Genomic DNA, 19,557 nt, shown 5'->3' on the forward strand with positions numbered 1-19,557 from the left:
GGCCCCGCATTCCTGTGCAGATCCTTTTGAGTACGGGAGCCATCCGATGTACCGACGCTCCGCAGCGGCCGCCGTTCTGCTCGCCGCCGCACTGACGCTGACCGCCTGCAGTTCGGGCGGGGACGACGCCGACGCAGACGCCAAGGCGAAGCCCCCGGCCGCGTCGGCGGCCCCCGACCCGGCGGACACCCCGGACCCGTCGGCGCCCGCGCCCGACGCGAAGCCGACCGGCCCGGTCCTTCCCGACGCCAAGATCACCCCGAAGACGGGCAGCTTCACGGCCGAGGAGAAGAAGTACCTCAGCGGGCGCGTCCCCGAGAAGATGGACCCGGCGGCCGTCCTGCAGACCGGCCAGGAGGCCTGTCAGCGGGTGGCGCGCACGGCCAAGCGCGACAAGGACGCGGCGACCGGCGCCGTCATCACCGGGGAGATCCCGGGCGCCAAGGACGCGATCACGCACCTGTGCCCGGACCAGAAGCCGGTCCTCGCCGCGGCGGAGAAGGGCTTCCCCGAGGGGCCCCGCACCTCTCCCGCGGCCGGCAACTACCGCGCGCTGACCCAGGCCACGAACTGCACCTGGGAGGCCAAGGGCAAGGACGGCTCCGTCCTCGCCTCGGGACCCGAGACACCGCCCAAGGCCGGTGACAAGATCACGGCCGCCATCCCGGCGGGCACCGCGGAGTTCAACTCCTCCGGCTGCTACGCCTGGATCCCCGCGTAACACCACCGCAGTCGCGAACACGCCCCCCGGGGCCGGTACTTCCGGCCCCGGGGGGCGTTTTCGTTCCCGATACCCGGGTACCCGCGCGGTCACAGTCACCACACCGGAAGGCGGACCCATGGGCATCGGCGGATGCATAGGCCTGATCGTGGTGGGCGCCGTCCTCACCTTCGCCAGCGACTGGGAGATGGAGAGCGTCAACCTCGACCTGGTCGGCCTGATCATGATGGCGGTGGGCGGGATCGGCCTCGCCGTCTACACCAGCATCTACAAGCGGCGCCGGACCGCGGGCGCGATCCCCGTGGTGGAGGAGCACCGCCGGGACGTCATCTGACCTCAGGGCAGGCCCGGCGGCTCCGCCTCAACCGCGCAGCGCGGCCTCGTACACCGGCAGCAGCGTGTCGAGGACCGCGTCCATGGAGAAGGAACCCTCGGCCAGCTTCCGCGCCGCGAGCGAGGCCTCGCGGCCCGCCTGCGGGTCGAGCAGTTCCAGGACCGCGGCGGCCACCCCCGCCGGACCGGGGTCGACCGCGCGGCCCGCCCCGGCCCTGGTGATGTCCCGCGCCAGGCCGTTGGAGTGCGTCACCACCGAGGGGACGCCCACGGCGAGGGCCTCCAGCACCGACATCGGGAACGGCTCGTCCACGGACGGCAGGACGTAGACGTGGGCCCGGCGCAGCTCCGCCAGCACCTGCGCGCTGGACAGGGGGCCGGGGACCGTGAACCGGTCCGTCAGGCCCAGCGCCCCGATCCGTGCCCGTACGGCCCCCAGCTCGCCCTCGTCCGGGCCCGCGACGACGAAGTGCGCGCCCGGGTGCTCCGCGAGCACCGCCGGGGCCGCGTCCACGAAGTCCACAGGCCGCTTACGGGCCTGCAGGCGCGCGGAGTACAGGATGCGCGGCGCCCCCTCCGGCGCGGGCCGCTCCTCCTGCGCCGGGGTCCCGTTGACCAGCCGGACCGTGTTCGCCAGCGGCGCGCCGACCACCGCGTCCAGGCCCTCCCGCTCGTGCGGGGTCAGGTACAGCACCGCGTCCGCACCGCGCAGCAGCCGGCGTACCGCCACCGCGTCCAGCACCTTCGCCAGGAACTTCCCGCTCGGGTCCACCATGCCGTGGGTCTGGAGGACCAGCGGCCTGCCCGCGCGCAGCGCCGCCAGCGCCACCGGCAGGGTCACCAGGTCGCGCGCCAGGTGGACGTGTACCACGTCGGCCTCGCGCACCAGTCGTCCCACCGAGGCCAGCAGGGCCGGCGAGGTCATCCCGCTGAAGCCGAGCGGCAGCAGCCGGCGGGCCGGGAACAGCTTCGCCGGGACGTCCTCCACGGAGGTGGGCCACTGGTCGAAGCCCTCGCCCAGCGCGAGCAGCCGCGCCTCGTGGCCGCGGGCCCGCAGCCCCTTCGACAGGTTCAGCGCGACCCGCACCGGCCCGCCGAAGGCATGCGAGGGGGAGTGCAGGGTGACGGCGTGCAGGACTCTCATCACGGCACTCACTTGGGCTCCTCCACCGGGCGGCGCCGCCCGTCCTGCGTCTGCAGGGTCAGTTCCGGCAGGTCCTTGTGCACGACGGCCCCCGCGCCCGCGACGGCGCACCGGCCGACGGTCACCCCGGCCAGCACGGTCGCCCGTACCGCCACCCAGGCGCCGTCCTCGACGGTGATCGGGGCGTTGCGGTAGCGGAAGTCGGCGGCCCGGTGGTCGTGCGAGCCGGTGCACAGCATCGCCTCCTGCGAGAGGCACACGTGCGAACCGATGGTCACCGGCTCCAGGTTCAGCACCCAGACGCCCTCGCCGATCCAGGCGTGGTCGCCGACGGTGAGCTTCCACGGCCACAGCACGCGGACCCTGTGCCGGATCAGCACGCCCTCGCCGATCTGCGCGCCGAAGGCCCGCAGCAGCGCCACCCGCAGCCGGGCGGGACAGAACCACGCCATGAAGAGCGTGTTCATCACGGCGAACCAGAGCACCTGCGTCAGCAGCCCGCGCCCCTTGTCGTACCCGGCCAGCGTGAAGGAAGGAAGATCACGCAACAGAAGCCCCCATCGTGCTCTCGGCCACGGCCTCCCCGGGCGCGGCCCGCTCAGACTAGACTGCGCGCGGACCAGGCACATCGGGTGGGGGCGGCAGTGACGACGGACATACGCAAGCCCTCCGCAGCGCCCGCCAAGCCGGCCGTCCCGTCCCCCTTCGAGGACGAGAGCATGTGGGGCCGGGACACCCTGCCGCGCACCCTGCTCTCCCGTGCGCTGTCCGTACCGCTCGCGCTCGGATTCTCCGTCTTCCTCCCGCTGTTCGTGGCCGTCCAGACGGGTGCGGGCGCCCGCGACGCGGCCTTCTGGCTGCAGTTGCTGCTCACCATGTACGCGGGGGCCCGGCTCTCCGCGATGGTGCTCACCAGCCGCCGCAAGCTGCTGCAGGGCTCCTTCTGGCTCTTCGTCTACATGGCCATGGGGGTGGCCCCGCTCGCTCAGGCCGTCCTCGGCCAGGTCCCGACGCCGGTCGTCGGCCCGCGCTCCGACCTGACCGCCGCCATCGGGCTGGTGCTGCTCGGCTGCACGGCGTTCGACGTCGGCGTGCTGCTGGCCCGGCACCGCCCGGCCGGGCGCGCGGGCGGCTCCCAGAAGGAGTCGAAGCCCGTGATGGCGCACCGGCGCCGTCTCCAACTGCTGACGGTCCTGTCGTTCCTGTGCAGCGCCGCCTTCATCATGAAGCTGGGCGGCCCGGCGGTCTTCTTCTCCAGCCGCCAGGAGATCATCGCCGGCATCCAGGAGGCGGGCGTCTCCAACGGCGACGGCCAGGCCGGCCAGGCACTGCTGCGCGGCTTCGGCACCGTGCCGGCCCTGCTCGCGCTGCTCCTCTACACGCGCTGGCTGATCACCTCGAAGTTCGCCCGCCGCAAGGTGTCGGTCATCGTCACGTGGGGGGCGCTCGCCGGCCTCAACCTGATCGTCAACAACCCGATCTCCAACCCGCGGTACTGGTTCCTGACGGTCATGTTCGCGCTGCTCTTCACCGTCTTCCCGGTGAGCGCGGCGATGTACCGGGTGGCGCTGTCGATGGCCGTGGTCGTCGCCCTCCTGATCTTCCCGTTCGCGGACCGCTTCCGGTACGACGAGAAGAACTACCGGCCGGTCGAGACCACGTCCTTCCTGGAGCCGATGGCGCTGAAGGACTACGACCAGATCGGCATGTTCGCGAACACCATCACCTTCTCGGAATCGGGCCCCGGGCACTTCTACGGGCGCCAGCTGGCCGGATCGATCTTCTTCGCGGTGCCCCGCTCGGTCTGGGAGGGCAAGCCGAGGGACACGGGCGTGATGGTCGGTCAGTGGATGGGCACGGTCAACACCAACCTCTCCTCCCCGATCTGGGCGGAACTGTGGCTCGACTTCGGGCCGCTGGGCATGGGGGCGGGGCTGCTGGGCATGGGGTACGCCTCGGCCCGCGTCGACCGGCGCTACGCGAAACGGGCCACGCGAAGGTCGCCACCGGGCAGCCTGATCTCGGTGGTCGTACCGCTGGTCGCGGGCTACTCCTTCATCCTGCTGCGCGGTCCGCTGCTCCAGGCGTCGGGGCGCGTCGCGATCGCGGCCCTCTGCCTCGCGCTGGTCGCGACCTACCGCACGGACAAGTCCACCACCCTGCGGTAGCGCTCCGCTGGGTTCAGCACGATCCGGGCCTCCTCCGCGCCTGGCCGCGGCACCGCTGCTGGGGCTCCGCCCAGACCACGCGCCTCAAACGCCGGCGAGGCTGAAATACAGCCTCGCCGGCGTTTGAGGTGCGGGTCCGGGCGGAGCCCGGGAAATGGCGAAAGGGCGGGGCGGGGAGAAGGCCCGCGCAGCGGATCAGGCCGCAGGCGCGGTGGCGGGTTCGGTCACGACGGGGACGGCAGCCGGCAGGCGGGCCACCCGCCACCAGGCGGCCAGGGCCTTGAGCGCCGAGCCGGCCGCCAGGGCCCAGGCGGCGCCCGCCACTCCCCACACCGCGTACCCGCCCAGCAGCAGTCCCACGGACAGCAGCGAGAAGACCACCTGGAGGGAGAGCGTGGCCTTCGGGGCGAGGACCCGCAGGGTCAGCAGGGCGCAGGTGCCGAGGCCCATCACGGCGTACTGGGCACCCGTGGCCGGCAGCAGCGCGGACGCCGCAGCCCAGGTGTCGCCCAGGAGTTCCCGGCCCAGCCGGTCGGGCAGCAGGTACAGCGCCGTCGCCCAGCCCGCGCCGACCGCGGCCAGTACCAGGCCCAGCGCGGCCGTGGCCCGCACCGTGGCGCGCTTGCCGCCGAGGCGCCCGAGCACCGGCGGCCCGAACGCGTTCGCGGAGTTGAACAGCACGTTCAGCGGCCCGAAGAGGGTGGTCGCACCCCGCAGCGCGCCGACGGCCAGCGGCGTCGCGAAGACGCCGAGGCCCAGCACGGCGAGCTGGCTGGAGCCGTTGCCCACCGCGAACTCGACCACGAAACGCTGCCCCAGGTGCCCCCGCCGCAGGTACGGCCGCAGGTCGGCGCGGGAGCCGCGGACGTACGGCCGCAGCAGCCACAGCCCCACCGCCAGCGCGGGCAGCGCGGACAGCCCCCACACCAGCACCAGCCGCCCCGCCGAGGCCCCTTCGGGTTGCAGGGCCAGCGCGGCGACCACGCACACCAGCCGCAGCGCGTCCGCCGCCAGCGCCCGCTCGGGGGCGCGCAGCGCGGAGAAGCAGTAGCGCAGCCCGTCCTGGAGGAGGACCAGCGGCAGGACGAGGCCCAGCGCGAGGAAGGCCCGCCCGGTGGCTCCGGGGAGGGCGAGGCCCACCACGGCGAGCAGCACGCCCACGGCGGCCGACGCGGCCGAGGTGAAGCCGGCGGCGGAGCGGCAGGCCGCACCGAGCCCGTCACCCTTCTCCAGGACCAGGCTCTGGCCGACGTAGGCCATGTTCAGCCCGAGGAGCACGCTGAAGGCCACGTACACCATGGAGAAGTCGGCGAACCCGGAGGCCGAGGACAGCCGGGCGGCCAGCACCAGCACCAGGATGTTGGTGGCGCTGGAGGCGGCCTGGTCCAGGACCGAGGCGACGGCGGCGAGGCCGCGTCGGCTCATCTGCGGCCCATGCGTACGGTGCGCAGCGCGACGGTGTCGGTGCCGTCACCCGGGATGTGCTGCTCGGGCTCGGCCACCTCGTAGGGGATCGGCTGGGGCTGCGGCGCGGCCTTCCCCGCCGTCGGGGGGGCCGCCGGGCCGGCGGCGGACGGGCCGCCCTTGTCCTTGCCCTTGCCGCGCTTCTCGCCGGGCAGCGGCGCGTGCAGCACCGCGCCGAGCACCGTGCCGCCGGCGCCGCTGATGAGTTCGCGGATCCGGATGAGGTCGGTGCGGTGGATGGCCCGCGGGTCGCAGACGACCAGGACGCCGTCGACCCGGTCGACGAGGGCGAGGGCGTCGGCGTAGGAGAGCACGGGCGGTGCGAGGACGACGACCGTGGAGTTGGGGGCGTCGGCCTCGGAGATCAGCCGGGTGGCGCGGGCGGAGGTCAGCGCGCGCGGGACGTTGCGCGCCCGGTCGCCCGGGATGAGGTCGAAGGAGCCGGACTCCCCGGCGTCCACGACGAGCTGGCGTCCGTCGGGCCACTCGGAGTCGGCGTGCCGGCCGGGCGCGGGCGCGCCGCCCTGGCCCTGGCTCCAGCGGGGCCGGCCGCCGGCGTCGGTCGGCAGCTGGCTGGCCAGCACCGGGGTGCGCAGGTCGGCCTCGATGAGGAGCACGTCCTTGCCGGTCTCGGCGAAGGAGGCGGCCATGTTGACGGCCACCGCCGCCGCGGTCTCGCTGCTGCCACGCGGTGCGACGACGAGGAGTCGGCGCCGGTCGGCGAAGCGGGCGTCGTAGGCGAGGCGGAAGGCCACCGAGCGGTACTCCTCGGCGAGCCGGGGGTCGGCCTCGCCGGCGGCGAGCAGCGGTCCGCCGCCCGTCCGGTCGCGCGGCAGGTAGCCCAGGACGGGAGCGCGCAGGGCCCGGGCCACGTCGCCCTCGGAGCGCGGCGCCGGGTCGAAGACCAGCCGGACCCAGGCGGCCAGCAGGCCGAGGGCGAGGCCCACGGCCGCGCCGAGCGCGAGGGACATGACGATGCCGGGGCCGTCGGTCGCGGTGGGCGCGGTCGCGGCGCTGGTGACCCGGCCCGGGGTCATGTCGAGCGCCTCCAGCTTGGTGATCTTGCTGTTGTAGCCGCCGACCTCGCTCTGCAGGTCGGTCTTGGCGGAGCTGGCCGCGTCGCGCCCGGCGCCCGCGGGCATCCGGGCGATCTCCTTGGAGAGTTCGTCGAGGTTCTTGGCGACCGGGTCGCGCTGGTCCTTGTAGCCCTTGACCATCTTGTCGCGGGTGGCGTCGAGGGACTCCTGCCGCTTGAGCAGGTAGGCCTCGCTCATGGCGTTGGCGCGCTTGGCGGCCTCCTTGGGGGAGTCCGCGGTGTAGGTGAAGCGCAACACCATGGTCTGCGGCGGGTTGGTCACCTGCAGTCCGGAGCGCAGGGCGGCGAAGTCCTTGGCGGACACGCCGAGCCTCTTCGCCGCCTCGTTGGCGATGGAGGAGCTGAGCGCGACCTGGCGCTCGGAGCCGACGTTGATCGCCTTGTCCGGGGCGAGGCTCGGGTTGAACGGGTCGTCGGTGGGCGCGCGCAGCACGACGTCGGCGGTGGCGACGTAGGTGTCGGCGGTGGATATGCCGAGGTAGACGCCGCCCAGCAGACCGACGGCGATGCCCGCGCCGATCAGCCTGCGGTAGCGCAGGAGCTGCCGGAACTGGTCCCTGAGGAGGTCGGGTTCGTCGTCGGCCGGTGCCGCTGCCGGGCGGTTCGTCTCGATCACGGCCGGGGTCCCCCAAGTGCTTCGTCCATCAGTGCGTCGATGCGGGCCAGGCCCGCTTCGCGGCTCAGGTGGGCCGCTACGTGGCGGGGCCCGGCCGCTCCCAGTGCGTCCGCGCCCTCGGGGTCCTCCGCCAGGGCCCGTACGGCCTTCAGCAGGGCCTCGGGGTCCTCCGGCGGTACGAGCACCCCTGCGCCCGAGCGTTCCACCTCCTGGGCGGTCCCGCCCTCCGCCGCCACTGAGGCGACGACGGGCCGACCGGTCTGGAAGTAGGAGGTGAGCTTCGACGGAACGCTCATGTCCAGCACGGCGGCGTGCTGTGTGACCGCGAGAACGTCCGCCGCCGCGAGGATATCCGGGAACTCGCCGTCAGCGGCAGGGGGGATGATGTCCAGATTCGGCACGTCCGCGGAGAGGTCGGCGAGCGCGGAGCGCTGACTGCCGTCGCCCATCAGGACGAAACGGACCTCGGGGTCCAGTCGTGCGGCGCCCACGAGGACTTCGAGTCCCTGCTTGAGGCCCATGTTGCCGGAGTGCAGGACGACGGTCTCACCGGGGCCCCAGCCGAGGTGGCGGCGGGTCTCGCCGCGCGGCCTGGTGGGCTTGGGCACGTGCGACCAGTTGGGGACGAGGCGGATCCGGCCGGGGTCCACGCCCATGCCGACGACCCGCTCCACGAAGGTCTCGTGGATGACGCCGACGAGGGTGGCCCGCCTGAGGGCGTACGCCTCGGCGCGGCCGGCGACGGCGGCCGCCTTGTCGCCGCCGCTGATCCCGCTCTGCGCGGCGGCGGCGCCCATGAGGTCCTGGACGACCGGGACGAAGGGGACCTTCCAGCGCGCCGCGAGGCGGGCGGCGAGCACTCCGCCGGCCAGGCTGGGCATCTGGGCGAGCACCGCGTCCGGCCTGGGCATTCGAGGCGGGGCCACGGCGCCGTGCAGCAGAATCGATCCTTCGAACAGGGCCCGCTTCACGGCGGTCTGACGCGACGGCACGGTGTGCGCGCGCCGGTGCACGGTTACTCCAGCGCGCTGTTCCGTGCGCTGGAGCGCCCCCTTGTACTCCGGTTCGAGCGACCACGCGGGGTAGTGGGGCATGCCGGCGAGGACGTGCGTCTCGTGGCCGAGATCCGCCCAGTGCTCCGCGATCTGCGTCGCGTACGGGCCGATACCCGCGTGCTCCGGAGCGTAATTGGTGGAAACCAGCAGCATGCGCCGCTGACCGGATCTGGACACCGAGCGTCCCCTCTTCCCCTGGATGATGCGCACGTCACCCTATTCGTTCACCCGCGTGCTGCGGAACGTGCACGCTATTGTCTGCTAATCCGCTACACCGGGGGGTGTGGCCGCTGGGGACAAAGAGATGACGGAGCGGTACATGTCGGATATTGGTGCGCCTTCGCGTCGACCGTATCGAGTCGGTTACGCGCCGGGCGCCTACGATCTGTTCCATATCGGGCATCTCAACATTCTTCGGCACGCCCGGAGTCGGTGCGACTACCTCGTCGCCGGAGTGGTCTCCGACGAGATGGCCGAACTCGCCAAGGGCCGGCGCCCGATGATCCCGCTCGTCGAGCGGCTGGAGATCGTGCGCAGCGTGAAGTACGTGGACGCCGCCTTCGTCGAGACGGTGCCCGACAAGGTGGAGACCTGGAAGCAGGTCCGCTTCGACGTCATCTTCAAGGGCGACGACTGGCGGGGCACCCCCAAGGGCGACAAGCTGGAGAAGGACTTCGCCGCCCACGGCGTCGACGTCGTCTACTTCCCCTACACCGTCCACACCTCCAGCACCCAGCTGCGCCGGGCGCTGGACGCGCTCGCCGAACCGGCCGCGGCGCCGGGTCAGGTCACCGGCGAACGGCGCTGAGCTCCCGGAACCACTTGGCGAGGAAAGCCAGCAGGAACAGCGCGGCGACCGCGCCCAGTCCGGCGTACGCCCAGGCGAACAGCTTCCCGCCGCCGAGCAGCAGGAACACCAGGCAGAACACCCCGTAGTCCACGGGCAGCAGCGCCACCGCGCGCGCGGTCGAGGGCGCGGCGGCGGGGCTTCCCGGGGCCGGCCGGGCCTTGAGCTTCTCGGTCAGCAGCCCGCCGAAGAAGGTGACGACCGCGGCGAACTGGAAGCCGAGCGGCACCAGCAGCCAGCCGTCGGCCGACGTCCCGTACTCCTCGGGGAACCGGTAGAACGCGATCAGCACGCACGCGTGCAGGGCCGTCAGCTTGGCGGCGTCCACGACGTGGTCCAGCCACTCGCCGGCCGCGCTGCCGCCGCCGCGCAGCCGGGCCAGCTGCCCGTCGGCGGAGTCGAAGGCGAAGCCGACGGCGAGCGCCGCCCACACGGCGATCCCCAGCGCCCAGGAGGGCCCGGTCAGCGCGACCGCGGCCACCGCGGCGAAGCTGAAGGCGGCACTGATCAGCGTCACCTGGTTCGGCGTGAGCCCGAGCGCGTACGAACCGGCCGCCAGGTAGCGCCCGGTCGGCCGGTTCACGAACCGGGAGTAGAGCGACACCCCCTTCGCCGACTTCTGCGCCCCGCGCAGTTCCCGCAGCGCGGTCCCGACTCTGCCCATGCAGGGGCTCCCCTCAGCGACGATGTCGAACACATCATCGCAGGACGGGTGAGCGAGTCGGTTCCGGATGTCTGCGGACGTCCGGAAGGAGCAGGACGGACAGGTACGCGGCGGCGCCGGAGCCCCTCGACGACGCCGAACGCGCCGCGCTCGCCGCCCGCCTCAAGCGGATGCTGCCGGCGGTCGAGACCCGCTGACGACCCGCAACAGGAGCACCGAGCGGGCCGGCACGGTCACCGTCTCCCCGGCGAGGTGCACGGTGCCGGGGGCGACGGCCTGCTCCTCCAGGGAGGTGTCCAGGACCAGCTCGTACTCCCGCGCCCACGGCGCCCCCGGCAGCACCCACGCCGCCGGCCGGTCACCGGTGTGCAGCAGGACCAGGAAGCTGTCGTCCGTCACCTGCCGGCCCCGCGCGTCACGGCCCGGGATGTCCCGCCCCGACAGGTACATCCCCAGCGCGGCCGCCGGGGCGTACCAGTCCCGCTCCGTCATCTCCACACCCGCCGGCGTGAACCAGGCCAGGTCCCGCAGTCCGTCCGCCCCCTGCGGGCGGCCCGAGAAGAACGCCCGCCGCCGCAGCACCGGATGGGCGTGACGCAGCGAGATCAGCCGGGCCGTCAGGGCGAACAGCGAACGCCACGCCGGATCCTCCAGCAGCGACCAGTCCACCCACCCCGTCTCGTTGTCCTGGCAGTAGGCGTTGTTGTTGCCGCCCTGCGTGCGCCCGAACTCGTCGCCCGCCACGAGCATCGGCACCCCGGTCGACAGCAGCAGGGTGGTCAGCAGGTTGCGGAGCTGGCGGCGGCGCAGCACCGCGACGCGCACGTCGTCCGTCTCTCCCTCCGCCCCGCAGTTCCACGAGCGGTTGTCGTTGGTCCCGTCCCGGCCCGCCTCCCCGTTCGCGTCGTTGTGCTTGCGCTCGTAGGACACCAGGTCCCGCAGGGTGAAACCGTCGTGAGCGGTCACGAAGTTCACCGAGGCGTACGGCCGCCGCCCACCCCACGCGTACAGGTCGCTCGACCCCGACAGCCGGTACCCGAGATCGCGTACGTCGGGCAGCGCGCCCCGCCAGAAGTCCCGCACGGCATCGCGGTAGCGGTCGTTCCACTCCGTCCACAGCGGCGGGAACGCCCCCACCTGGTAGCCGCCCGAACCCACGTCCCACGGCTCCGCGATCAGCTTCACCCGCCGCAGCACCGGGTCCTGGGCGATCACGGCCAGGAACGGCGACAGCATGTCCACGTCGTGCATCGAACGGGCCAGCGCCGCCGCCAGGTCGAAGCGGAAGCCGTCCACGCCCATCTCCGTGACCCAGTAGCGCAGCGAGTCCGTGATCAGCCGCAGCACGTGCGGACGCCCGGCGTGCAGGGTGTTCCCGCAGCCCGTGTAGTCGGCGTACCGCCGCTGGTCGGACTGGAGCCGGTAGTAGCCCCGGTTGTCGAAGCCGCGCAGCGACAGCGTGGGCCCCAGCTCGCCCGCCTCCGCCGTGTGGTTGTAGACCACGTCGAGGATCACCTCGATCCCCGCCGCGTGCAGCGCCCGGACCATCCGTTTGAACTCGCCGACCTGCTGCCCGGCCGTCCCGCTCGACGAGTACCCGGCGTGCGGGGCGAAGTATCCGACCGAGTTGTACCCCCAGTAGTTGCGCAGCCCCCTGCGCAGCAGGTGGTCCTCGTGCGCGAACTGGTGCACCGGCAGCAGCTCGACCGCCGTCACGCCCAGCTTCACCAGGTGCTCGACCGCCGCCGGATGGGCCAGGCCCGCGTAGGTACCGCGCAGCTCCTCGGGAACACCCGGATGGCGCATCGTGAAGCCGCGCACGTGCAGCTCGTAGATCACCGAATCGGCCCAGGGCGTCTTCGGCCGGACGTCGTCCGCCCAGTCGTCGTCATCGTGCACGACCACGCCCTTGGGGAGATACGGCGCGGAGTCCCGGTCGTCGCGCACGGTGTCCGCGATGTACTGCTGCGGCCAGTCCCGGACGTGCCCGTACACCTCCGGCGGCAGGGTGAAGTCTCCGTCGACGGCCCGCGCGTACGGGTCCAGGAGCAGTTTCGCCGGATTGTGCCGGACACCCGTCCAGGGATCCCAGCGGCCGTGCACCCGGAAGCCGTACCGCTGCCCGGGGCGCACGCCCGGCACGAAACCGTGCCAGATCTCGTGCGTGAGCTCCGTCAGGACGCAGGCCGTCTCGGCCCCGGCCTCGTCGAACAGGCACACCTCCACCGACTCCGCGCCCTGCGCCCACACGGCGAAGTTGGTGCCCGCGGTCCCGTCCGGACCGTGGTGGAAGCGGGCCCCCAGGGGATGCGAGGACCCCGGCCACACCGCCGGCGCCGGGCGCCCGTGCGCCCGTAACACCTGGCCTTTGACCTGGCCGTTCGTCCGGCCCTCCGGCCGCCCGTCCGACTGCTGGCCCAGTGGGCCGCCCGGTCGGCCGTCGACATGCGGCACGGGCGCGGCCTGTCCGCCCCGTACCGCTTCGACGGCGTTGCTGACGGCTTCCACCGCCTCCTGCTCGGCTGCGCTCGACACTGCCCGCCTCCACGGCTCCTCGGTACCGGCGGGGGCAGGGGAGTGTGTGGCCCCGGCGTCCCGGCCAGGGCCCGCCCCCGTCTGGTCCTTCCCACTGTTCTGCCCGGACTGTTCTGTCCGGAACGTCGCCCGCGCTCACGTTTCCCCGGGAGGGCTCCGGTCGTTGGAGGGATCGTGACACTTCTGACAAGGCGGGCAGGGGCGGGCTTGGCCGCCGTGGCGGCATGGGCGGGCCTGCTGGGCGGGCTGGCCGGCTGCACCGAGGACGGCAAGTCGCCCGTCGAGATCCAGCTCCCCGGCAGAGTCCGCTCGCCGGACGAGGCCATCCGCATCACCCCCGAAGACAACGCCAAGGACGTCCCGGCCGACGGGCGGCTGACGGTCACCGTGCCCGAAGGGCGGCTGGAGCGGGTGGTGGTGACCAAGGTGGAGGACGCGCAGCAGGAGGAGGTCCCCGGCGCCATCGCCGCCGACGGCCTCAGCTGGAGCCCCACCCCGCAGGCCGGCCGGCTCGCCCTCGCGGCCAAGTACACCGTGGACGCGGTCGCCCTCGACGGGCACAACCGCCGCCAGGCCCGGCACACCACCTTCACCACCTACGTTCCCGAGGAGCGGTTCATCGGCTACTTCAAGCCGGAGAACCGCTCGACCGTCGGCACCGGCATGATCGTCTCCTTCAAGTTCAGCCGGGCCGTCGAGCGACGCGCCGAGGTGGAGCGCGCCATCCGGATCACCTCCGAACCGGCCGTGGAGGTGGTCGGCCACTGGTTCGGCAAGGAACGCCTCGACTTCCGGCCCAAGCAGTACTGGAAACCGGGGACCAAGGTCACCGTGCGGATGGACCTGCGCGACGTCGAGGGCGCGCCCGGCTCGTACGGCATCCAGTCCAAGACCGTCACCTTCACCGTCGGCCGCTCCCAGATCTCCACCGTGGACGCGGCCGCCCACACCATGGAGGTCCGCCGGGACGGCGAGCTGCTGTCGACCGTGCCGATCAGCGCCGGAGCGCCCAAGACCACCACCTACAACGGGAAGATGGTGGTGATGGAGCTCTTCGACGTCACCCGGATGAACGGCCAGACCGTGGGGTTCGGCGGCGAGTACGACATCCCCGACGTCCCGCACGCCATGCGGCTCACCAATTCCGGGACCTTCCTGCACGGCAACTACTGGTCCAGCCCCGACACCTTCGGCACCACCAACGTCAGCCACGGCTGCGTGGGCCTGCGGGACGACAAGGGCGGCGGCTCCGACACCCCGGCGGGCTGGTTCTTCGACCGGACCCTCATCGGGGATGTGGTGGAGGTCGTGAACTCGCAGGACAAGACGGTCGCAGCCGACAACGGGCTGGGCGGATGGAACATGTCCTGGGCGGACTGGGTGGCCGGATCCGCCATCGCCTGAACGGCGCACCGCCACCCCCGCACGAGTGACTTGTGTGATCGGAATGCCGTAGCCGAGGGTGTCCACGACCCGCACCGCCGACCCCTGCCCCCAGCCTGTCAGGGCACATGAGGGCAGCAGGGGAAACGGACGGAGCACCATGTCAGCAAGGAACTGGACCCTCGGGTTCGCGATCGGCGCCGTGCTGGCCGCCGGCGCCCCCACGGCCGTCGCCGCCGGACCCGGCGCCGACCGGCCGGTGGCGGCGGCCCGCGCGCCGCTGCCCGACGGGCTCGGTCCGTGCGTTCCGGGGCGCTGCCCGGACCCGTACCCGCCGATCAACAGCGACGGCGTCCTGCGCGGCCGGGACAACGGCATCAACATCTTCGCCGGCGGCGACTTCCGGGTCCGCGGACGGGCCTCCGAGGCCGAGGGCCGCCTCGTCGTCCTCGGCGGCTTCGACCAGGACAAGGCGGCCGGCGGCGACAGCCGGTACAACGTCGGGATCGTCGGCGCCGGATCGCTCGTACCGCCCCCCGACGGCGCCGACTTCCTCACCACCGGCGCGGGCGTCACCGTCGCCCAGGACGAGCGTCTGCTCGCCGAGGGCGGTGTGGTCCGGCACGCGGGCCCCCTCACCGGCGACGTGCGGGGCACCCAGGTCCAGGACCCCGCCGCCGTCGCCCCGTACGCCGGACTGCGCGACCGGCTCAGCGCCGCCAGCCAGTGCTACGCCCGGGTCGGCGGGCAGCCGCGCCCGGCCACCGGCACCGTCGTCAACAGCGGCTTCGAGACCGTGTTCACCGGCGACGGCACCTCCGCGCTCCAGATCTTCAACGTGGACGCGGACCTGGTCGGCAACGGCGGCGGCCAGCAGGGCATCCGGTTCGCCCGCATCCCGGCCACGGCCACCGTCCTGGTCAACGTCCTGGGTGCCACCCGCACGATCAACACCTACAGCGGCGGCATCGCGGACACCGACCCGCTCAACGCCTACCGCGACCGGCTGCTGTGGAACTTCCCGGACGCCACCACCGTGAACCTGACCGGCGGCGGCCAGTTCCAGGGCAGCTTCCTGATGGGGCAGCAGACCTCCGAGACCACCGTCACCCTGCCCGGCATCAACGGCCGCTTCTTCACGACCGGCTCCGTCACCCACGGCAGCGAGACAGTCGGAGGCGGCGGCCAGGAGTTCCACGCCTACCCCTTCAACGGCGACCTCCCCGACTGCGGCGGCACGGTCCCGGTGACCGGCGCGGTCTCCGTCCTCAAGCGGGACGCGGCGACGGGCGCGGCGCTGGCGGGCGCGCGGTTCGAGCTGTGGCGGGAGAGCAACGGCACCGCCGGCCTCCAGCCCACCGGGCCGGGCGCCGACACCCGCGTCAGCGAGTGCACCACCCCGGCCACCGGCCTGTGCGAGACGACCACCGGGCTCGGCACGTACTACTGGCGCGAGACCCAGGCGCCCCCCGGGTACGTACTCCCGCCCCAGCCGGTCAGCGCGCTGACGCTGACCGCCGAGAACGCGCAGGCCGGCGTCCGGTACGAGGCGGACAACCAGCGCGGCCCCGAACCGCCGGACGCCGCCCGCGTGGTGCTGCGCAAGACGGACGGGGCGACGGGCGCGGCGCTGGCCGGCGCGGAGTTCGAGCTGTGGCGGGAGAGCAACGGCACCGCCGGCCTGCAGACCACCGCCCCGGGCGGTGACACCCGGCTGGACGGCACCTGCGTGACCGACGCCCAGGGCACCTGCACGGTGGAACTGCCGGTCGGCCAGACCTACTACTGGCGGGAGACCGCGGTCCCGGCGGGATACGAACCGCCCGCCGACCCGGTCACGCGCTTCGACCTGACCGAGGGCGACGTGGCGGACGGCATCGCCGTCTCCGTCCCGAACACCAGGAGCGAGCGGTACGAGGGCGCCATCCGGATCCTCAAGCAGGACGCCAAGACCGGACGGCCGCTGCGCGGCGCGGTGTTCGAGGTGTGGCAGGAGACCAACGGCACCGCCGGACTCCAGACGCGCGGCATCAACGCCGACCGCCGGGCGGCCGACGGCTGCGCCACGGACCGCGGCGGGATCTGCGACTTCGGCCCGCTCCCCGAGGGCTCCTACTACCTCGTCGAGACGGCCGTGCCCGAGGGCTACGCGCTGCCCGCGGACCGGGTGACCGGACCGCTGCGGCTGGACGCCGCCACCCCGGACCGGCGGCTCGTGGTCACGCTCCGCAACGAGCGCGACGGCCACGGCAAGGGCAAAGGCGACCACGGCAAGGGCCACGGCAAAGGCGACCACGGCAAGGGCCACGGCAAGGGCGACCACGCCAAGGGCCACGGCAAGGGCGACCACGGCAAGGGCAAGGGCGGGCACGCCGAGCACCCGAAGGACGCCCGACACCCGAAGGACGCCAAGGGCCCCCGGGCCTGACCCGCGGATCTGATCCCGGATCTGATCCCAGGCCCCCTACGACGGACGGAGCGGCATGACAGCCAGGACGACGAGGGTGTGGCCCATCGGTCTCGCCGCCGCGGTGGTGCTCACCGCGGCGGCGCCGGCCCTGGCCGCACCGCCCCCGGCGGCGGCCGGCACCGCCAAGGTCGTACTGCGCAGCACCGACCTGGACACCGGCGCACCGCTGCCCGGGGCCCGTTTCGAGCTGTGGCGGGAGACCAACGACCGGGCCGGGCTCCAGAGCACCGGCCCTGGCGCCGACGAAAGACAGCGGGGCGGCGTCTGCGTGACCGACGCGAAGGGCCTCTGCACGGTGGAGCTCGCGACCGGAGAGACGTACTACGCGCTCCAGGTCGCGGCCCCGGCCGGCTACGAGTGGCCGGACGAAGCGGCGACCGGCTTCGACCTGGTCGAGGCCGCAGCCCGGGACGGTCTCGTCCTGGGCGTCCCCAACCGGCGCCCCGACGCCGCGTACAGCGGCTGGATCCGCGTCCGCAAGAAGGACGCGAAGACCGGCTCGCCCCTGCACGGCGCGGTGTTCGAGCTGTGGAAGGAGACCAACGGCACCACCGGCCTCAAGACCCGGGGCATCGACGCCGACCAGCGCGTCAGGCCCGGCTGCGCCACCGACGCCGACGGCACCTGCGAGTTCGACGGGCTCGCCGACGGCGGGTACTTCCTGGTCGAGAAGGATGTCCCCGAGGGCTACGTCCTGCCGAAGAGCCCGGTGGCCGGCCCCTACCAGCTGGACGCAGCAAGCGGCCGGCAGCTCGTACTCACCGTTTACAACAAGCGCGCCGAGCCGATCCCCCTCGACGAGAAGGCCGAGGCCGCGGGCGAGGGCACCCGGGAGAGGGGCCGCCCCGCCCGGACCACGCGGCCGGGTGCGCCGGTGGAGTGACCTCCTCACTCCGGCGGCGCAGCAGCGCGCGCCGTACCCCGGCCACACGGCTTGGCTGGGGTACGACCGTCCGCGCTCGCAGACCGAGGAGGCCCCATGGCCGCACGTCAGGGGAGAGGCCCGGTGGCCCGGGCGGCCGTACTCGGCGCCCTGCTCGCACTCGCGGGCCCGCCCCCGTCCCTCGCCGCGGCCGCCCAGGCGGAACCGGAGAGCGCGTGCGTGGCGGGCACCGGCCCCTACCAGCGCGAGCTGGAGCACCACGTGGGACGGCCGGTCGACGGGGTGCAGTCCTCGGCGGACTGCCGCGCGGTCCGCGACTTCCAGCGCAGGAACGGCGTCAGCCCCGCCGACGGCTACGCGGGCGTCGCCACCTACCGCACGATGCTCGTCGTGACGGCCCGCCCCGACCCCAACGCCGCGGGCGCCTGCCCCGAACGCGCCCACCGCGTCACCTGCGTCGACCTCAACCGCCAGCTGCTGTGGGTGCAGAAGAACGGCGGCGTCGTCCTGCGGCCCGTGCCCATCCGCACCGGCCGCGACTTCCAGGAGACCCGGACCGGCTGGCACGAGGTGTACTGGCGCAGCAGGAACCACGTCTCCACGCTGTACGGGTCGCCCATGCCGTACGCCCAGTTCTTCGACGGGGGCCAGGCCCTGCACGGCTCGCCCGGCACCCTCTACGAGGGCGGCGGTTCCGCCGGCTGCGTCAACCTCACCGAAGCGGACGCCAAGCGCCTGTGGGACCTGCTCGCCGAGGGCGACGCCGTCTACGTCTGGGGCACCAAGCCGGGCACCGAGGACTGACCCGCAAGCCGTCCCCGCCGTGTCGCGGCACTTGGGACGGAACGGTGACAAGACCGTGGCTCATCGTGATCCTCCCATGTGATTTCCTGTCGACATGCGCGCGACAGTCCGTGCGCGGGGGACATGGGGAGAACACGAGTGAACGTGCAGCCGATACGCGGCCGCGCCCGGACCGGCCTGCCGGCCCTTCTGCTGGGAGCGGCCCTGCTGTTCACCACCGCCTGCAGCGGCGGTGGCGGCGGCAACGGCAACGGCAGCGGAAGCGACAACGCCGGGGGTGGCGGCAAGACCGGTACCGAGGCTTCGAAGGCCGTCGTCAACGTCAAGCCCGACGACGGGGCCAAGGAGGTCGCGACCAGCGGCGTCCTGAAGATCACGAGCACCGGCGGCAAGCTCAGCACGGTGACCGTCGCCGACACCAAGGGCAACGCGGTCGAGGGCAAGGTCTCCGACGACGGCGCGAGCTGGGAGCCGGCCCGCCACCTGGCCTCGGCCACCGAGTACAAGGTCCACGCGGTCGCCAAGGACGAGGCCGGCCGGGAGTCCGCCAAGGACACCTCCTTCACGACCCTGACCCCGAAGAACACCTTCGTGGGCCACTACACGCCCGAGGACGGCTCGACCGTCGGCGTGGGCATGCCGGTCTCCATCAACTTCTCCCGTGGCATCACCAACCCCGAAGCCGTCGAGAAGGCCATCACGGTGACGGCCGAGCCGGCCGTGCCGGTCGAGGGCCACTGGTTCGGCAACGACCGCCTCGACTTCCGCCCCGAGAAGTACTGGGCCGCGGGCACGACGGTCACCGTGAAGCTCGCCCTGGACGGGGTCGAGGGCCGCCCGGGGGTCTACGGCAAGCAGACCCGCACGGTCACCTTCAAGATCGGGCGCTCGCAGGTCTCCACGGTCGACGCGGCCGCGCACACGATGCAGGTCGTCCGGGACGGCCAGGTCCTCAAGGACGTCCCGATCACCGCGGGCGCCCCGTCGACCACCACCTACAACGGCCAGATGGTCATCAGCGAGAAGTACAAGGTCACGCGGATGAACGGCGCGACCGTCGGCTTCGGCGGCGAGTACGACATCTCCGACGTCCCGCACGCGATGCGGCTGTCGCAGTCGGGCACCTTCGTGCACGGCAACTACTGGGCCTCCTCCGGCACCTTCGGCTCGGCCAACGTCAGCCACGGCTGCATCGGCCTCAAGGACGTCCGCGGCGCGGGCGACTCCAAGCAGCCCGCGGCCTGGTTCTTCGACGAGTCGCTGATCGGCGACGTGGTCGTCGTGAAGAACTCCAAGGACAAGCAGATCGCCCCGGACAACGGCCTCAACGGCTGGAACATGGACTGGGCGGAGTGGATCAAGTAGATCCGTCCC

Annotated in this window: 16 protein-coding genes; 9 read left to right on the plus strand and 7 right to left on the minus strand. The window is 73.0% G+C overall.

The features are described 5' to 3' along the window. Window positions 1–46: 46 nt before the first annotated feature. Together ACFWFZ_RS04840 and ACFWFZ_RS04845 are read left to right on the plus strand one after the other, a co-directional pair. Complete coding sequence (locus ACFWFZ_RS04840; RefSeq protein ID WP_387116681.1) at window positions 47–721, plus strand: hypothetical protein; 675 nt, start codon at window positions 47–49, stop codon at window positions 719–721. A gap of 118 nt (window positions 722–839) precedes the next feature. Further along, the gene (locus ACFWFZ_RS04845; protein ID WP_387116684.1) at window positions 840–1,055 is read left to right on the plus strand and encodes a hypothetical protein; all 216 of its coding nucleotides are present in this window, start codon (window positions 840–842) and stop codon (window positions 1,053–1,055) included. A gap of 27 nt (window positions 1,056–1,082) precedes the next feature. Here the strand turns inward: ACFWFZ_RS04845 and ACFWFZ_RS04850 are convergent, their stop codons facing one another. Then, window positions 1,083–2,198, minus strand: a complete 1,116-nt coding sequence (locus tag ACFWFZ_RS04850) for a glycosyltransferase (RefSeq protein WP_387117314.1) — start codon at window positions 2,196–2,198, stop codon at window positions 1,083–1,085. A gap of 8 nt (window positions 2,199–2,206) precedes the next feature. Further along, a complete protein-coding gene (locus ACFWFZ_RS04855) occupies window positions 2,207–2,746 on the minus strand; it encodes a WcaF family extracellular polysaccharide biosynthesis acetyltransferase (protein ID WP_387116687.1) in 540 nt (179 codons plus the stop codon). A gap of 171 nt (window positions 2,747–2,917) precedes the next feature. Between ACFWFZ_RS04855 and ACFWFZ_RS04860 the strand changes: the two genes are divergently transcribed. After that, a complete protein-coding gene (locus ACFWFZ_RS04860) occupies window positions 2,918–4,366 on the plus strand; it encodes a hypothetical protein (protein ID WP_387117317.1) in 1,449 nt (482 codons plus the stop codon). A gap of 195 nt (window positions 4,367–4,561) precedes the next feature. Here ACFWFZ_RS04860 and ACFWFZ_RS04865 read toward each other — a convergent pair whose 3' ends face one another. The 3 genes from ACFWFZ_RS04865 to ACFWFZ_RS04875 are packed head-to-tail and all read right to left on the minus strand — an operon-like array spanning window position 4,562 to window position 8,750. Then, window positions 4,562–5,791 carry a hypothetical protein gene (locus ACFWFZ_RS04865; RefSeq protein WP_387116690.1) on the minus strand — a complete coding sequence of 410 codons (1,230 nt, stop codon included), beginning with the start codon at window positions 5,789–5,791 and terminating at the stop codon, window positions 4,562–4,564. After that, window positions 5,788–7,542, minus strand: coding sequence for a lipopolysaccharide biosynthesis protein (locus ACFWFZ_RS04870; RefSeq protein WP_387116693.1), 1,755 nt, complete (start codon window positions 7,540–7,542; stop codon window positions 5,788–5,790). Before ACFWFZ_RS04870 ends, ACFWFZ_RS04865 begins: the two co-directional genes overlap by 4 nt. Next, a complete protein-coding gene (locus ACFWFZ_RS04875; RefSeq protein WP_387117320.1) occupies window positions 7,539–8,750 on the minus strand; it encodes a glycosyltransferase family 4 protein in 1,212 nt (403 codons plus the stop codon). Before ACFWFZ_RS04875 ends, ACFWFZ_RS04870 begins: the two co-directional genes overlap by 4 nt. A gap of 166 nt (window positions 8,751–8,916) precedes the next feature. Here ACFWFZ_RS04875 and ACFWFZ_RS04880 point away from each other — a divergent pair, with 166 nt between their 5' ends. Continuing rightward, the gene (locus ACFWFZ_RS04880) at window positions 8,917–9,405 is read left to right on the plus strand and encodes an adenylyltransferase/cytidyltransferase family protein (protein WP_387116697.1); all 489 of its coding nucleotides are present in this window, start codon (window positions 8,917–8,919) and stop codon (window positions 9,403–9,405) included. Here ACFWFZ_RS04880 and ACFWFZ_RS04885 read toward each other — a convergent pair. Together ACFWFZ_RS04885 and glgX are read right to left on the minus strand one after the other, a co-directional pair. Further along, window positions 9,386–10,108: a CDP-alcohol phosphatidyltransferase family protein gene (locus ACFWFZ_RS04885; RefSeq protein ID WP_387116700.1), complete on the minus strand. Its 723-nt coding sequence runs from the start codon at window positions 10,106–10,108 to the stop codon at window positions 9,386–9,388. The genes ACFWFZ_RS04880 and ACFWFZ_RS04885 overlap by 20 nt on opposite strands. A 162-nt stretch (window positions 10,109–10,270) precedes the next feature. Further along, window positions 10,271–12,469, minus strand: a complete 2,199-nt coding sequence (gene glgX, locus ACFWFZ_RS04890; protein WP_387117322.1) for a glycogen debranching protein GlgX — start codon at window positions 12,467–12,469, stop codon at window positions 10,271–10,273. Window positions 12,470–12,826: 357 nt separating this feature from the next. Here glgX and ACFWFZ_RS04895 point away from each other — a divergent pair, with 357 nt between their 5' ends. The 5 genes from ACFWFZ_RS04895 (at window position 12,827) to ACFWFZ_RS04915 (ending at window position 19,548) form a co-directional block, all read left to right on the plus strand. Further along, the gene (locus ACFWFZ_RS04895) at window positions 12,827–14,047 is read left to right on the plus strand and encodes an Ig-like domain-containing protein (RefSeq protein ID WP_387117325.1); all 1,221 of its coding nucleotides are present in this window, start codon (window positions 12,827–12,829) and stop codon (window positions 14,045–14,047) included. Window positions 14,048–14,186: 139 nt separating this feature from the next. Continuing rightward, window positions 14,187–16,454, plus strand: coding sequence for a choice-of-anchor A family protein (locus ACFWFZ_RS04900; protein WP_387116703.1), 2,268 nt, complete (start codon window positions 14,187–14,189; stop codon window positions 16,452–16,454). A gap of 55 nt (window positions 16,455–16,509) precedes the next feature. Further along, entirely contained in the window at window positions 16,510–17,379 is an 870-nt protein-coding gene (locus ACFWFZ_RS04905; RefSeq protein ID WP_387116706.1) for a collagen binding domain-containing protein, read from the plus strand. 96 nt (window positions 17,380–17,475) lie between these two features. Further along, a complete protein-coding gene (locus ACFWFZ_RS04910; protein WP_387116709.1) occupies window positions 17,476–18,183 on the plus strand; it encodes a L,D-transpeptidase family protein in 708 nt (235 codons plus the stop codon). Window positions 18,184–18,306: 123 nt separating this feature from the next. Beyond that, window positions 18,307–19,548, plus strand: coding sequence for an Ig-like domain-containing protein (locus ACFWFZ_RS04915; protein ID WP_387116712.1), 1,242 nt, complete (start codon window positions 18,307–18,309; stop codon window positions 19,546–19,548). Window positions 19,549–19,557 lie beyond the last annotated feature (9 nt).

Source organism: Streptomyces sp. NPDC060232, from assembly GCF_042726555.1.
GTDB lineage: Bacteria > Actinomycetota > Actinomycetes > Streptomycetales > Streptomycetaceae > Streptomyces.

What these genes read in the sequence shown, in the direction of transcription:
- ACFWFZ_RS04840 (WP_387116681.1), top strand. Translation starts at nt 47, where the DNA reads ATGTACCGACGCTCCGCAGCGGCCGCCGTTCTGCTCGCCGCCGCACTG.
- ACFWFZ_RS04850 (WP_387117314.1), bottom strand. Translation starts at nt 2,198, where the DNA reads ATGAGAGTCCTGCACGCCGTCACCCTGCACTCCCCCTCGCATGCCTTC.
- ACFWFZ_RS04875 (WP_387117320.1), bottom strand. Translation starts at nt 8,750, where the DNA reads ATGCTGCTGGTTTCCACCAATTACGCTCCGGAGCACGCGGGTATCGGC.
- ACFWFZ_RS04865 (WP_387116690.1), bottom strand. Translation starts at nt 5,791, where the DNA reads ATGAGCCGACGCGGCCTCGCCGCCGTCGCCTCGGTCCTGGACCAGGCC.
- ACFWFZ_RS04845 (WP_387116684.1), top strand. Translation starts at nt 840, where the DNA reads ATGGGCATCGGCGGATGCATAGGCCTGATCGTGGTGGGCGCCGTCCTC.
- ACFWFZ_RS04905 (WP_387116706.1), top strand. Translation starts at nt 16,510, where the DNA reads ATGACAGCCAGGACGACGAGGGTGTGGCCCATCGGTCTCGCCGCCGCG.
- ACFWFZ_RS04860 (WP_387117317.1), top strand. Translation starts at nt 2,918, where the DNA reads ATGTGGGGCCGGGACACCCTGCCGCGCACCCTGCTCTCCCGTGCGCTG.
- ACFWFZ_RS04900 (WP_387116703.1), top strand. Translation starts at nt 14,187, where the DNA reads ATGTCAGCAAGGAACTGGACCCTCGGGTTCGCGATCGGCGCCGTGCTG.
- ACFWFZ_RS04910 (WP_387116709.1), top strand. Translation starts at nt 17,476, where the DNA reads ATGGCCGCACGTCAGGGGAGAGGCCCGGTGGCCCGGGCGGCCGTACTC.
- ACFWFZ_RS04885 (WP_387116700.1), bottom strand. Translation starts at nt 10,108, where the DNA reads ATGGGCAGAGTCGGGACCGCGCTGCGGGAACTGCGCGGGGCGCAGAAG.
- ACFWFZ_RS04880 (WP_387116697.1), top strand. Translation starts at nt 8,917, where the DNA reads ATGTCGGATATTGGTGCGCCTTCGCGTCGACCGTATCGAGTCGGTTAC.
- ACFWFZ_RS04915 (WP_387116712.1), top strand. Translation starts at nt 18,307, where the DNA reads ATGGGGAGAACACGAGTGAACGTGCAGCCGATACGCGGCCGCGCCCGG.